General features: G+C 73.5%; 14 protein-coding genes. 8 read left to right on the plus strand and 6 right to left on the minus strand.

What is annotated here, in order from left to right:
• Positions 1–61 precede the first annotated feature (61 nt).
• The 3 genes from ACSNN8_RS30770 to ACSNN8_RS30780 form a co-directional block, all read right to left on the minus strand.
• The gene (locus ACSNN8_RS30770; RefSeq protein ID WP_436653469.1) at positions 62–238 is read right to left on the minus strand and encodes a DUF1059 domain-containing protein; all 177 of its coding nucleotides are present in this window, start codon (positions 236–238) and stop codon (positions 62–64) included.
• Positions 239–265: 27 nt separating this feature from the next.
• On the minus strand, positions 266–601 hold the full coding sequence (locus ACSNN8_RS30775; protein ID WP_436653470.1) for a YciI family protein: 336 nt from the start codon (positions 599–601) through the stop codon (positions 266–268).
• Positions 602–803: 202 nt separating this feature from the next.
• A complete protein-coding gene (locus ACSNN8_RS30780; RefSeq protein WP_436653471.1) occupies positions 804–977 on the minus strand; it encodes a CsbD family protein in 174 nt (57 codons plus the stop codon).
• A 402-nt stretch (positions 978–1,379) separates the two neighbouring features.
• Here ACSNN8_RS30780 and ACSNN8_RS30785 point away from each other — a divergent pair, with 402 nt between their 5' ends.
• The 3 genes from ACSNN8_RS30785 to ACSNN8_RS30795 are packed head-to-tail and all read left to right on the plus strand — an operon-like array spanning position 1,380 to position 5,517.
• Complete coding sequence (locus ACSNN8_RS30785; protein WP_436653472.1) at positions 1,380–2,729, plus strand: glycosyltransferase; 1,350 nt, start codon at positions 1,380–1,382, stop codon at positions 2,727–2,729.
• Positions 2,730–2,749: 20 nt separating this feature from the next.
• The gene (wecB, locus tag ACSNN8_RS30790) at positions 2,750–3,910 is read left to right on the plus strand and encodes a non-hydrolyzing UDP-N-acetylglucosamine 2-epimerase (RefSeq protein WP_436653473.1); all 1,161 of its coding nucleotides are present in this window, start codon (positions 2,750–2,752) and stop codon (positions 3,908–3,910) included.
• Positions 3,910–5,517, plus strand: coding sequence for a DUF2334 domain-containing protein (locus ACSNN8_RS30795; protein ID WP_436653474.1), 1,608 nt, complete (start codon positions 3,910–3,912; stop codon positions 5,515–5,517). The genes wecB and ACSNN8_RS30795 overlap by 1 nt, the downstream gene beginning before the upstream one ends.
• A gap of 82 nt (positions 5,518–5,599) precedes the next feature.
• Here the strand turns inward: ACSNN8_RS30795 and ACSNN8_RS30800 are convergent, their stop codons facing one another.
• Together ACSNN8_RS30800 and ACSNN8_RS30805 are read right to left on the minus strand one after the other, a co-directional pair.
• Positions 5,600–5,992, minus strand: coding sequence for a cupin domain-containing protein (locus ACSNN8_RS30800; RefSeq protein WP_436653475.1), 393 nt, complete (start codon positions 5,990–5,992; stop codon positions 5,600–5,602).
• A 112-nt stretch (positions 5,993–6,104) separates the two neighbouring features.
• Complete coding sequence (locus ACSNN8_RS30805) at positions 6,105–6,725, minus strand: trimeric intracellular cation channel family protein (RefSeq protein WP_436653476.1); 621 nt, start codon at positions 6,723–6,725, stop codon at positions 6,105–6,107.
• Between the two features lie 116 nt (positions 6,726–6,841).
• Here ACSNN8_RS30805 and ACSNN8_RS30810 point away from each other — a divergent pair, with 116 nt between their 5' ends.
• From ACSNN8_RS30810 to ACSNN8_RS30830, 5 genes are all read left to right on the plus strand, one after another.
• A complete protein-coding gene (locus ACSNN8_RS30810) occupies positions 6,842–7,525 on the plus strand; it encodes a 4'-phosphopantetheinyl transferase family protein (RefSeq protein ID WP_436653477.1) in 684 nt (227 codons plus the stop codon).
• 103 nt (positions 7,526–7,628) lie between these two features.
• Complete coding sequence (locus ACSNN8_RS30815) at positions 7,629–7,973, plus strand: PadR family transcriptional regulator (protein ID WP_436653478.1); 345 nt, start codon at positions 7,629–7,631, stop codon at positions 7,971–7,973.
• Positions 7,970–8,965 carry a hypothetical protein gene (locus ACSNN8_RS30820; protein WP_436653479.1) on the plus strand — a complete coding sequence of 332 codons (996 nt, stop codon included), beginning with the start codon at positions 7,970–7,972 and terminating at the stop codon, positions 8,963–8,965. The genes ACSNN8_RS30815 and ACSNN8_RS30820 overlap by 4 nt, the downstream gene beginning before the upstream one ends.
• A 52-nt stretch (positions 8,966–9,017) precedes the next feature.
• A complete protein-coding gene (locus tag ACSNN8_RS30825) occupies positions 9,018–9,950 on the plus strand; it encodes an ATP-binding cassette domain-containing protein (RefSeq protein ID WP_436653480.1) in 933 nt (310 codons plus the stop codon).
• Positions 9,947–10,708 (plus strand): ABC transporter permease, encoded by a 762-nt coding sequence (locus ACSNN8_RS30830; RefSeq protein ID WP_436653481.1) that lies wholly within the window; start codon positions 9,947–9,949, stop codon positions 10,706–10,708. The genes ACSNN8_RS30825 and ACSNN8_RS30830 overlap by 4 nt, the downstream gene beginning before the upstream one ends.
• Here the strand turns inward: ACSNN8_RS30830 and ACSNN8_RS30835 are convergent.
• Entirely contained in the window at positions 10,692–13,745 is a 3,054-nt protein-coding gene (locus tag ACSNN8_RS30835) for a BTAD domain-containing putative transcriptional regulator (RefSeq protein ID WP_436653482.1), read from the minus strand. The genes ACSNN8_RS30830 and ACSNN8_RS30835 overlap by 17 nt on opposite strands.
• Positions 13,746–13,750 lie beyond the last annotated feature (5 nt).

Below are 13,750 nucleotides of genomic sequence, written 5' to 3' on the forward strand. Positions count from 1 at the left end.
CGGGAGCGCCGTCACCTGACGAGTTCGGCGCCGCCGTCGCTCATGTCACAGCCCTGTGATGTCAGGCCTGCTTGACGTGGGTCTTGACCACCTCCGCCAGCTCCGGCGTCCATTCCATCGGCTGATGGGCCGCCTTGGTGTGCAGTTCGACGTGCTGCAGCAGCTCGTCCTCCTGCGGCGTGGTGAACTCGGCAGGGCAGTCGTTGTTGAAGTCGGCGCACCGGATCGTCACTGTCATGCCTGACCGATACCCCCTGGTCGCGGCCTAAACGACCGGGAACGCCGCGCGCACCTCGACCCGGCCGTGCCTGGCTCCCGGGCACGCTGCGGCCCAGCCGACCGCCGTGTCGAGGTCCGGTACGTCGACCATCGCCCAGCCGCCGAGGTACTCCCGCGTCCCCTCGACCGGCCCGGTGGTGACCAGCCGCTCGCCGGCCCGGTCCACCCGCACGCTGGTGGCCTGCCGTGGGTCGTCGAGGAAGCCGGCGCCGGCCAGGACCCTGGCATCGGCCAGCTCCCGCTGCCAGGCGACGAACTCCTCGGCGGTCGGGCCCTCCCCCTCGGCGTAGCGGGCGTCGGCGAAACCGATGATCTGGAGCATGAACTGCATCGTGTGACTCCTGACGGTCGTTGGTGTCTCCCCCAGGCGACGAACGGCGACCCCGCTCGTCGACACCCGCGTCCGGGAAATCTGCGGCAGATGCTGCCCGCCCACGAGGCACCCCCGGCGGCGACTGCCACCGGGCCCAGGCACACGTGCGCCGCGACCGCACAGCGGCCGCGGCGCACGGATGGGGAGCCCGTCAGGACTTGAAGGCGTCCTTGATGTCCTCGCCGGCCTGCTTGAGCTTCGAGCCGCTCTGGTCGGCCTTGCCCTCGGCCTCGAGGCCCTTGTCGTCGGTCGCCTTGCCGAGGCCTTCCTTGGCCTTGCCGCCGAGCTCCTCGGCCTTGTTGTCGACCTTGTCGTCGAAAGCCATCGTCGCCTCCACGTCGTCGTGTCGTGTCCTGTCTCGCCTGACTCAATACCCCGGCGCCACCGGACGAACCAACCGTCCCGGTCGTCTCGAAAAAAGGCACGTAGCCGGCCCTTCACACCACTCTGTGTCACCTGCCGGGGCTCGCTCCCCGCGTACGTCGACATCACGCACCGTGAGATGACTCGCCGCCACGGCCGCCGAGGCCCGTTGCGGCAATGGCCCGGATTGCGCCCGGTTTCGCCCCGCTAAAGCGTGTTCGAGATGTCTGAGTTAGGCCCTTTGGCCAGATTGCCGAGTCGGTCCGGCTAATGGCCTTGTTACACGCTGCGTAGCTTCGTATTGTCCTAATGCGCCCCGATAAGCGGCGGTCGACATTACTGAAGGTGACGCGGAGGTGGCCCGATGGGCGGAGAGCACGGCTGGTACCTCGTCGTCGCCGGCTACGCGGTCATGCTGTCGTGGCCGCTGTCGACGGTGGCGCTGGTGACCATCGCGGTCCGGTACGTGGCCTCGCGCCGGCAGGACCTCGTCGCCCGGTCGCTGCAGAACGGCGACGGCGCCCCCGAGCACTTCTGGATCATCGTTCCGGCGCTCAACGAAGAGGTCGTGGTCGGCAACACCGTCAAGGCCGCGCTGGCGCTGAGCGGCCCGGGCAACACGCTGGCCCGGGTGCTGGTCGTCGACGACGGCTCCGACGACGGCACGCCGGACGTGCTGGCCGCGATCGACCACCCCCGCCTGCACGTCCTGCGCCGCGAGCTGCCCGACGCGCGCCGGGGCAAGGGCGAGGCGCTCAACGCCGCGTACCGCTACATCGCCGGGCAGACCGCCGACGCCGGCATCCGCCCCGAGAAGGTCGTGCTCGGCATCATCGACGGCGACGGCCAGGGCAGCGCCAACATCCTGCTCGAGGTCTCCCGGATGCTGCGCGACACGGCGATCGGCGCGGTGCAGGTGCAGGTGCGCATCCGCAACCGCGACAAGCTGCTCGGCGCCGTGCAGGACCTCGAGTTCGCCACCATCGTCAACGCCTGCCAGAGCCTGCGCGACCGGCTCGACACCGTCGGGCTGGGCGGCAACGGCCAGTTCACCCGCCTGTCCGCGCTGCTCGCGCTCGGCAACTCGCCCTGGTCGGCGTGCCTGGTCGAGGACCTCGAGCTGGGGCTGCGGATGCACCTGTCCGGCGTCGGCATCCGCTACACCTCCCGCGCCTCGGTCACCCAGCAGGCCGTCGTCGACGTCCGCCGGCTCACCCGCCAGCGCACCCGCTGGGCGCAGGGCAACCTGCAGTGCGCCCGCTACCTGCGCAGCCTGGCCACCTCGAAGCGGATCCGGCTCACCTCGCTCGCCGAGGTGCTGCACTACCTGGTCTCGCCGTGGCTCAACGCGATCATCACGGTGCTGCTGGCCGGCACGTTGGCGGCCGCCACGGCCGGGCTCGCGGCGGGCCACCCGGTCCCGTTCCTCGCGACCTGGCGGGAGCTCGCCGGCGGCGCAGCCGTCTGGCTGACCGTCACCTGGTTCCCCGGCTTCGTCTGGGCGCTGGTGCACCGCTACCGGCTCCGCGACGAGACCCTGCCCCGCCTGCTGCTCGCCGCGCTGGCCTACCCCGCGTTCCTGCTGCTCGGGCTCGTCGCCACCTACCGGGCCGTCGCCCGCCAGGCCACCGGCCGGCAGGCCTGGGCCAAGACCGAACGTCTCGCCGAAGCACCGCTCCCCTCCCCCGTGCCCGACCTCGCCCTCGCCGCCTGACCCCCCAGGAGATCTGAGAAATGTCGCTCCCCGAAGTGCACCTGATCGGCGGCACCCGCCCCGAGGCCGTCAAGCTCGCCCCCGTCGCCCTCGCCATGCGCGAGCAGGGCCTGGTCGAGCCCGTGCTGCTCGCCAGCGGCCAGCACCCCGCGATGGTCACCCAGGCGCTCGCCGCGTTCGACCTCGCCGCGGACGTCACGCTGACCGTCGAGCGCGCCACCGGCAGCCAGGCCGAGCTGCTCACCGGCATGATCCGCGAGCTCGAGGCGCTGTGGGAGGTCCGCACGCCCGCCGCGGTGATCGTGCAGGGCGACACGACGACGAGCCTGGCCGGCGCGCTCGCCGCGTTCTGGCGCCGGATCCCGGTCGTGCACCTCGAGGCCGGGCTGCGCTCCGGCGACCTGGACTCGCCGTTCCCCGAGGAGGCCAACCGCAAGCTGGTGGCGCAGGTCGCCTCGCTGCACCTGGCGCCCACCCCGCTGGCGGCGACGAACCTGCTCGACGAGAACGTCGCCCCCGCCGACGTGCTGGTCACCGGCAACACCGTGGTCGACGCGACGCTCGCCGTCGCCGCACGCCGGCTGCCGTACGAGAACCCGCAGGTCGCCGCGGCCCGCGCGGGCAGCACCAACCGCCTCGTGCTGGTCACCGCGCACCGCCGCGAGTCGTGGGGGCAGCCGCTCGACCGCATCCTGGCCGCCGTCCGCGAACTGGTCGCGCAGCACCCCGACATCGACGTCGTCCTGCCCAGCCACCCCAACCCCGCGGTGCGGGCGCAGGTGGAGGCCGGGCTCGCCGGGCTGGCGCGGGTCACGGTCACCGACCCCCTGCCGTACGCGGACCTGTCCCGCCTGCTGTCGGAGGCCTACCTCGTGCTGACCGACTCGGGCGGCATCCAGGAGGAGGCGCCGTCGTTCGGTGTGCCCGCGCTGGTGCTGCGCGACGTCACCGAGCGGGTCGAGTCGCTGCAGGCCGGCTGCGCCCTGCTGGTCGGCTCGGACACCGACCTGATCGTCAAGGAGGCGTCCGCGCTGCTCGACGACCGCGCCCGCCGCGACGCGATGACCGTCGGCGGCAACCCGTACGGCGACGGGCACGCCGCCCGCCGCACCGCCCAGGCCACCGCCGCCCTGCTCGGCCTCACCGCTGCCCCCGCTGCCATGGTTGGAGTGTCCCGCTGATGCGCCTCACCAAGCCCCTGCTCTCGGCCGGTCTGGCCGTCGCCGCCCTGGGCGCCTTCGCCCTGACCTCGATCGACGCCGAGGCCGCGGTCAAGCCGGCCGCCGCCGTCACCGCGCTGCCCGCCGCGAAGTCCGGCAAGGCCGCTCCCGGCGGCGGCGCCGCGAAGACCCTGATCCTGTACGACACCACGGGCGACTACGGCTGGCTCGGCGAGGTCTACGCGACGCAGACCGCCAACCTCAGCTCGCACTTCGGCTCGTGGACGGCCGCGCCGGTCGCGTCCTACCGGGCGGGCGACCTGGGCGCGTACACCGCCGTCGTCTACCTCGGCTCCACCTACGACGAGCCGATCCCGCCGGCGCTGCTCACCGACGTGGCCGCCACCACCAAGCCGGTGACCTGGGTGTACGACAACATCTGGCAGCTCACCGCGGACGGCGCGTTCGCCGCGAAGCACGGCTTCGCCAGCGGCGCGTTCGACAACGCCGACGTCGCCGAGGTCGACTACAAGCAGCAGAAGCTCACCCGCGACACGCAGAACAAGTCCGGGATCATGAACCTGTCGATCACCGACCCGGCGAAGGTGACCACGCTCGCGACCGCCGTGCGCCCGGACGGGTCGACGTTCCCGTGGGCGGTCCGCTCGGCCAACTTCACCTACGTCGGGGAGATCCCCTTCTCGTACGTCACCCACGACGACCGCTACCTCGCGTTCGCCGACCTGCTGTTCGACTCGCTCGGCGCGTCCGGGACCGCCGAGCGGCACCGCGGCCTGGTGCGCATCGAGGACGTCGGCCCCGACTCCGACCCCGCCGAGCTCACCGCCGTCGCCGACTACCTGTCCGCGCAGAAGGTGCCGTTCACCGTCGCCGTCTACCCGCGCTTCCGCGATCCCAAGAACAAGCAGGACTACACGCTGCTGAGCAAGCCCAAGGTCGTCGCGGCGCTCAAGTACATGCAGGCCCGGGGCGGCACGCTGCTGATGCACGGCTACACCCACCAGTACGGCACCGTCGCCAACCCGTACGACGGGGTCAGCGCCAACGACTTCGAGTTCTACGCCGCGCACATCGACGGCGCCGACAACGTGGTCTACGACGGCCCGGTCGCCGGCGACTCGGCCCCCTGGGCGAGCGGGCGCATGGTCGCCTCCGGCCTCGTGTTCGCCGCCGCCGGCCTGGGCACGCCCACGCTGTTCGAGTTCCCGCACTACGCCGGCAGCGCCGCCGACTACCAGGCGGTCAACACGCTGTTCGGCAAGCGCTACGACCGGGGCCTGTACTTCCCGGGCGTGCTGACCGGCGCCAAGCCCGACTACAGCCGCCAGTTCGGCCAGTTCTTCCCGTACACCGTCCGCGACGTCTACGGCTCGGTCGTGGTGCCCGAGAACATCGGCAACGTCGAGCCCACCTCGTTCAACAACCACCCGGCCCGCCTGCCCGCCGACCTGGTCGCCTCGGCCGGCCGCAACCTGGCCGTCCGCGACGGGGTGGCGAGCTTCTTCTACCACCCCTACCTGGGCACCGGCTACCTCGAGCAGGTCGTCACCGGCCTCAAGGCGCAGGGCTACACGTTCGTTCCCGCCACCTCCATGCTCGCCGGCTGAGCACCCGTCCTGCTCCGGCCCGGCACCAGCGTCGCCCGTGCATCCCGTACGGGCGACGCTGCCGTTGCTTGACGCCGGCCGGCTACGTCGGCCACTCGCCTTCGCCGACTGGCTCTGCCTCCTCCGGTCCCGGCCACGGCGGCATCGTCACCCCGACCGCAATGAGCGGCTCGTCCGAGGTCGACCGGAACTGGAACGTCGTCCCGACCGGAATGGTGATCGACGTTCCGGCACAGACGTCCACAACGGCAGCCCGGCCGTCCCGGCTTCGCCACATCTGGCCGAGACCGGAGACGAAGTACCAGAGTTCCTCAACCGTGCGGTGGCGTACCGGCGCCGAGACAGCCCGCGGCGCCAGCGAGAAGTGCGCGAGACCGCCCCGGTCGAGCTGGACGAGAAGCCGGACGTCCGACCCGTCCGGCGCGATCGCGTCGGCCGCCGCGGAAAGGTGCCTGGTGTCGAACGGCAAGGTCATGGTGCCCCTCCTTCCGAACCACGATCGTGCTTGTCAGGCGGGATTCTCCGCGCCACCCGACCGAGCGGGACCGCGCGGTCGGCTATCCGTCAGGCGGCCAGCCCGGCTCTGATCATCGGCGGCGCCAGGCGGTGGGGGCGTGCCAGCGGCGGGCCATGGCCACCAGGCGGAAGACGAAGATCAGGACGGCGGCGCCCGCGGCGGTCCAGGGGCCGCGGAGGTCGTGCGACCACAGCAGCGCCACGGTCAGCGCGCCGGCGACGGCGGGCACGGCGTACAGCTCGCCGTCGGGCCGGACGAGGGCCGGGATCTCGCGGGCCAGGACGTCGCGGAGCACGCCGCCGCCGACGCCGGTCACGACGCCCAGCACCGCGGCCGGCAGGGGGCTCAGGCCGTACGCCAGGGACTTGACCGTTCCGGTGACGCAGAACAACCCGAGGCCGGCCGCGTCGAAGACCAGCACGGCGGTCGCCAGGCGCTCGATCGCGGGGTGCGCGAAGAAGGTGACCGCGGCCGCGGCGACCGGCATGAGGAAGTAGCCCAGGTTGGTGAACGCGACCGGCGGGGTGGCGCCGATGATGACGTCGCGGGCCACTCCCCCGCCCAGCGCCGTGATGCCGGCCAGCAGCACGATGCCGACGACGTCGAAGTCCTTGCGGATGGCCATGAGCGCGCCGGAGACCGCGAACGCGAAGATGCCGGCGAGCTCGAACGCGAGAACGAGCGCCGCCATCTCAGGGGGCGCGGCCGCCGGCTTGCCCGGTCATGCCGCCACGGTAGGGCCCCGCCGGACGGCCGGGCAAGGCGCTTACGATCACTGCGTCGCCGACGGCACCCCCGGAGGACCCGATGATCGAGCGGTTGCTGCCGGCCGGCGTGGTGAGCGCCGAGGCCTTCGGCGACGACCCGGACGAACCGGTCTTCGCCGGCGAGGAGGACCTCGTCGCCACGGCGGCGCCGGGGCGTCGGCTGGAGTTCGTGACGGCGCGGCGGTGCGCCCGGCAGGCGCTGGCCGAGCTGGGCTTTCCGCCGGCGGCGCTGCGCATCGGAGGGAAGCGGGAACCGCTGTGGCCGGCCGGTGTGGCCGGCAGCATCACGCACTGCCCCGGATACCGGGCGGCGGCGGTGGCCCGGCGGGAGGTGGTCGCGTCCGTCGGCATCGACGCGGAGACGCACGGGCCGTTGCCGCGTGGCGTGCTCGGCCTCGTGGCCGGCCCGGCGGAGCAGCGCCACCTCGCCGAGCTGGCCGGGGCCGAGCCGGGCGTCCGCTGGGACCGGCTGCTGTTCTCGGCCAAGGAGTCGACGTACAAGGCCTGGTTCCCGCTGACCGGGCGCTGGCTCGGCTTCGAGGACGCCCGGCTCGAGGTGGACCCGGAGCACCGTACGTGGACCGCGCGGCTGCTGGTCGACGGCACGCGCAGCGACGCGGGGCCGCCGCTGACCGTCGTGCACGGCCGGTTTTTCGTCGGCGACGGGCTGATCGTCACCTCCGCGGTCGTGATGCCGCACGCCGCGCCGCCCGTCAGCCGGTGAACGGCGTCTCCCGGACGCGCCGGCCCCTTGCGCCCCAGACCAGTTGTGATCCAGACTAGTACGTATCGGCACCTAGTCAGCGGATGGAAGAGGTGAGCGCCGGGTGGACGCGGATCCGAGTGCCGGCTGGCTCAAGGGGGCGCTCGACCTCGCTCTGCTGGCGGTGCTCGCGGAGGGCGACCGGCACGGGTACGCGCTGGCCCAGCGGCTCGCCGAGCACGGGCTCGGCAAGCTCAAGGGCGGCGCGCTCTATCCGGTGCTGGGCCGGCTCGAGGCGGCCGGCGCGGTGAGCGCCGACTGGCAGCCGGGCGAGGGCGGCCCGGGGCGCAAGGTCTACTCGATCACTTCGGCGGGCCGTGAGCGGCTGGCCGCCGAAAGGGAGCTCTGGCACGCCTTCGCCGCCGCGTTCGACCACCTGCTGGCCACGTCACCCCGGGGGGCACGATGACGAAGACCGCACCGTTCGAGGCGTGGGAGCTGCCCGCCCGGATGGCCCTGGGCGATCTCGGCCTGGGCTTCCACGCCGCCGACCCGATCATCGAGGACGCGCGCGCCCACTGTCTGCGGACGGGCGAGTCGCCGTACGAGGCGTTCGGCGACCCGCGGGAGTTCGCCGCGGCGGTGGTCGCCGAGCAGCCGCCCGGGACGCTGGAGAAGGTCGACCGCGAGGGCATGACCCCCGCCGACTACCTGACCGGCCAGCTGTTCCATCTCTCGCTGGTCGCGATCGCCGCGTCGCTGCTGTTCGCCGCGATCGACCGCACGCTCGCCTTTCCGGCGACCACGGCCGCGCTGGCCGGCACCGCGGTGCTGATCGCGGCGCTGTTCGCCGGCTACGGGATTCCGCAGGCGGTGCGCGCCGCCGGACACCCCAGCCTGGTCAAGTACAGCTACCTCGCGGCCGGCGTGCTGGGCCTGCTCGCGGCCACGGCGTACACGACGCTGCCGAGCCGGCGGCTGTTCGACGTGCCGGTGCTGCTGCTCGTCGCGGTGGCGATCGGCACGCTGACCCTCTCGGTGCGTACGCCCAAGCGGCCCGAGCCGGCCACGCCCGAGCAGCCGGCCGGCGCCGACGCCTGGCTCACCCGGCTGACCGGCCTGCTGATCGGCCGCTACGACGTTCCGCCGCGGCGCGCGGCCGAGCTCACCCGGGAGGCCCGCGCGCACCTGGCCGAGTCGGGCGGCACGCCGGAGGACGAGTTCGGGCCGGTCGACGAGTACGCCCGGCAGGTGTCCGAGCACGAGCCGGTGCGCAAGGACCCGTTCTGGCGCACCCGGGCGGCCCGCGTCGTCGGCGGACTGGCCGCGGTCTCCCTGGGCGTTCAGGCCTTCCTCGACTGGTCGGGCGACGGCGTGTGGTGGGCCGCGCTGCTGATCGCCGTGCCCGGCACGCTGGCCCTCGCGTGGATGACGGTGCAGACCGCACGCGGCCGGGACTGACGTGTCAGAGCCGTGACAGGGCGGTGACAGGGCCGGCCCCGATCGTGGACGCATGAGTAGTTCAGCGATCGAAGTTTCGGGCCTGCGCAAGGCCTTCGGGAACAAGACGGTGCTCGACGGGATCGACCTGACCGTCCGCGCGGGCACGGTCTTCTCCCTGCTCGGCCCGAACGGGGCCGGCAAGACGACCACGGTCAACGTGCTGACCACCCTGACGACGGCCGACGGCGGGACCGTACGGGTCGACGGGCACGACGCCGCGACCCAGGCGCGCGAGATCCGCAAGGCGATCGGCGTCACCGGGCAGTTCGCCGCGGTGGACGAGCTGCTGACCGGGCGCGAGAACCTGCAGCTGATGGCCGACCTGCACCGCGCGGACGGACGCGTCGTGGCGCAGCTGCTGGACCGCTTCGACCTGACGGAGGCGGCCGGCAAGCAGGCGTCCACCTACTCCGGCGGCATGCGGCGCAAGCTCGACCTGGCGATGACGCTGGTCGGCAAGCCGCGGATCATCTTCCTCGACGAGCCCACCACCGGGCTCGACCCGCGCAGCCGCCGCACCATGTGGGACATCATCCGCGCCCTGGTGGCCGACGGGGTGACGGTCTTCCTCACCACCCAGTACCTCGAGGAGGCCGACCAGCTCGCCGACCGCATCGCGGTGCTCGACCAGGGCCGCGTGGTCGCCCACGGCACCGCCGCCGAGCTCAAGCGCCAGATCCCCGGCAGCCACGTGCGGCTGCGGTTCGCCGGCCGCGCGGATCTCGACGCGGCCGCGCGGCTGTTCCCCGAGGCCACCACGGACGCCGAGAGCCTGAGCCTGCGGGTTCCCGGCGACGGCGGGACCCGCGCACTGCGGGCCCTGCTCGACCGGCTCGACGCGCAGGGCGTCTCCGCCGAGGAGCTGTCCGTCCACACACCCGATCTCGACGACGTCTTCCTGGCCCTGACCGGCCGCCCGAGCACGGAGGTCACTGTCCGATGAGCACCACCGCAACCGCCCTCGGCGACTCGGCGATCATGCTGCGCCGCAACTTCAAGCACACGGCCCGCAACCCGACGACGGTGTTCAACTCGGTGCTGTTCCCGGTCGTCATCATGGTGATGTTCGTGTACGTGATCGGCGGCGCCTTCGACGTCGGCGTCGACTACGCCGACTACGCGACGCCCGGCATGATCCTGCTGGCGATCTGCTACGGGGTCGGCGGCACCGCGATGGCCGTGAACTCCGACATGACCAAGGGCATCATCAACCGGTTCAAGGTCATGGACGTCTCCCGCGGCGCGGTGCTGACCGGGCACGTCGTCGCCAGCATGGTGACCAACCTGATCGCGGTCGCGGCGATCGTCGGGACGGCGTTCGCGCTGGGCTTCCGCCCGGCCGCGGGCCCGCTCGACTGGCTCGGCGTGGCCGGCCTCGTCGTGCTGGTCTCGTTCGCGGTCAGCTGGTTCACGGTGGCGCTGGGGCTGTTCGCCAAGACCCCGGAGACCGCGGGCATGGCCGTGATTCCGCTGGTCATGCTGCCGTTCTTCAGCAGCGCGGTCGTGCCCGCCGACAAGATGGGGCCCGGCGTGAAGCAGTTCGCCGAGTACCAGCCGTTCACGCCGATCATCGAGGCGCTGCGCGGGCTGCTGGCCGGCACGCCGGACACGGGCGCCACGATCACCGCGCTCGCGTGGTCCGCAGGGATCGCGGTCGTCGGCTACCTGTGGGCGAGCGCCACCTTCAAGAAGCGAGCGTGAGCTCGGCCAGCTGACGCCAGTCCGTCAGCGCCCCCTTGCGAGCCGCCTCGGCGAACCCCCCGTCGCCGAGGCGGCCGCGCGCGTCCCGCTCGATCCGGGCCGCGTCCCGGTCGGAAAGGTCCGGCAGCCCGCGGACGCCGTCGGCGGCGGCCAGCAGCTGCGCGGCCCGCTCGAGGTCGCCGAGGCGCGCGGCCAGGTCGGCGATGCCCACCAGCATCCGCGCCACCAGCGGCGCGTAGTGGGTGTCGGCCGCCGCCCGGTAGGCCGCCTCCCGGTGGGCGCGCGCCTCGGCGGGGTCGTCCACGAGATAGCCGAGCACGTCATGGGTCACCGTGCCGAGGTTCGCCCGCGCCGCCTCGTCGCGCATCAGGCTCGTCGCGACGCCGAGCTGCGCGTACGCCCGATCGGTGTCGCCGCGCCACCGGGCCAGCTCGGCCTCGGCCAGCGCCACCTCGGCCAGCGCGTCCGGCCAGGTGACCCGTTCGGCGTGCCGGTGCGCCTGGGCCAGCGCGTCCGCCGCGGCCGGCTCGTCGCCGAGCAGCCAGAACAACTGCGCCTGCCGGCCCCGCATGCGGATGACGTCCTCGACCGACCCCACCTCGGTGGCGACCGTGATCGCCTGCTCCAGCAGACCGGCCGCGCCCGCGAAGTCACCGCGGACGGCGAGGCGCTCGGTGAGCTCGGTCAGCGCGAACCAGATGCCGAACCGCTCACCCAGCGCCCGGAACTGCGCGAGCGCAGACTCGATCGCGTCCTCGGCCTCCCGCCCCGGACGGCCCAGCATGATCCGCGCCTTGCCGAAGTGCAGCCGGGCGAGGGCGCGTACCCACGGGTCCTCGTCGTCCAGCAGCGGATCCCACACCGACAGCAGCGCGCCCGGCTCGGCGAACATGCGCTCCAGCGCGACGACCAGCCGCAGCCGCGGGTCCCGCGAGCGGCTGCGCAGGCTCGCCTCGTACGCTCGATGGGTCCACTCGGCCGTCCGGTGCTCGTCGCTGCGGCCCGAGCTGGTGAAATGTACGGCGAGGGCGTACGCGCTGGCCCGTACGTCGTCGGTGACCTCGCCCGGCGTCCCGGTGGCCGCGGTGATCAGCTCGATGCCCTCGGCCTTGTGCCCGGCGAGCCACCAGTACCAGCCGGCGCCGCCCACCAGCCGCATCGCCCCCTGCGCGTCGCCGGCCGCGAGCGCGCCCCGCATCGCCGCGCCGATGTTGTCGTGATCGGCCTCGAGCAGCGCCAGCCAGGCCAGCTGATCGGCGCGGCGCAGATGCGGGTCGGCGGCCTCGGTCAGCTCGGTGAAGAACGCCAGGTGCGCCCGGCGGGCCGACTCGGTCTCCCCCGCCTCGGCGAGCCGCGCCCCGGCGTACTCCTTGATCGTGCCCAGCATCCGGTAGCGCGGCGCGCCGTCGCCCTCGGGCACCAGCAACGACTTCTCGGCCAGCGACGTGAGCAGCTCGAGCACGTCCGCCGGCTGCACGCAGCCGCCCGCGCACACCCGTTCGGCCGCCTCCAGGCTCGCGCCACCCGAGAACACCGCGAGCCGGCGCAGCACCGCGCGCTCGGGCTCGGTGAGCAGCTCCCAGCTCCAGTCGATCACCGCCCGCAGCGTCCGGTGCCGCGGCAACGCCGTACGGCTGCCGCCGGTCAGCAGCCGGAACCGGTCGTCGAGGCGGGCCGCCAGCTGCTCGAGCGTCATCGTGCGCAGCCGCGCCGCGGCCAGCTCGATCGCGAGCGGCATGCCGTCCAGCGCCCGGCAGACACGCACCAGCGTGGACGACGTGGCGGCGTCGGTCGCGAGGTCGCGGCGCACCGCGGCCGCCCGGTCCCGCAGCAGCCGTACGGCCGGGGCGGACGCCAGCGGCTCCACCTGCCACAGCGCCTCGCCGGTGATGCCAAGCGGCTCGCGGCTGGTCGCCAGGATCCGCAGCCGGCGGCACTCCCCCAGCACCCGGTGCGCGAACGCCGCCGCCCGCTCGATCACGTGCTCGCAGTTGTCGAGCACCAGCAGCACCGCCCGGTCCCCGATCGCCGCGACGAGCCGGTCGGCCGGGTCCGCGTCCGGCGCCCCGCCGAGCAGCGCGTCACGCAGCCCCAGCCCGGTCAGCGCCGCCTGCGCCACGTCGCCGTCCGCCGCCACCGGGGCCAGCTCCACCAGCCAGACGCCGTCCGGCAGATCGCCCAGCAGCGTCCGGGCCGCCTCGGTGGCCAGCCGCGTCTTGCCCGCGCCGCCCGGCCCGATCAGCGTCGTGAGCCGGTGCCCGCCGACCAGCGCGCGAACCTGCGCCACCTCGGCGTCGCGCCCGACGAAGCTGGTCAGCTCGGCCCGCAGGTTGCTCGTCCGCTCCTGCGGCGCCCGCGTCCCCTCGCCCCGCAGCAGCGCGACGTGCAGCGCGGACAACTCCGGCGACGGGTCGGTGCCCAGCGTCTCGGCGAGGACCTCCCTCGTACGCTGAAAGACCTGCAACGCCTCCCCCGACCGGCCCGCCGCGGCGAGCGCCCGCATCAACGCCGCGACGAGCCTTTCCCGTACGGGATGGGCCGCGACCAGCGCCGTCAGCTCCGCCACCTGCCCCGGGCTCGCCTCGAACCGGTCCTCCAGCGCGGTCAGCCGCATCTCCTCCAGCCGCACCCTCGCGGCGTCGAGGGCGGCGCTGTCCGGCAGCCCGACATCCTGCAGGGCCGCGCCCCGCCACAGGGCAAGCGCCTCCTCCAGACGCCCCGCCGCCACGAGCAGCTCGAACCTCTTGGCGTCGACCGCTTCCGGCTCGACCGCCAGCCGGTAGCCCTCCGGATGCCCCTCGACCGCGCCGTCCGGCAGCAGCTTGCGCAGCCGCGACACCAGCCGGTGCAGCGAGTTGGCCGCGTCCACGGGCGGGCGCTCACCCCAGATCCAGTCCACCAGGGACGCCTTGCCCACGACGCGGCCGGGCTGCAGTGCCAGCGCCACGAGCAGCCCCCGGAGCCGCGCGCCAGGAATGTCCACTGCGGCGCCGTTCCCCGCGCGAACTTCGAAGGGGCCGAGGATCGCGATCTGCACGCGCA

It is taken from the genome of Actinoplanes sp. URMC 104, from assembly GCF_051386375.1.
Lineage (GTDB): Bacteria > Actinomycetota > Actinomycetes > Mycobacteriales > Micromonosporaceae > Actinoplanes.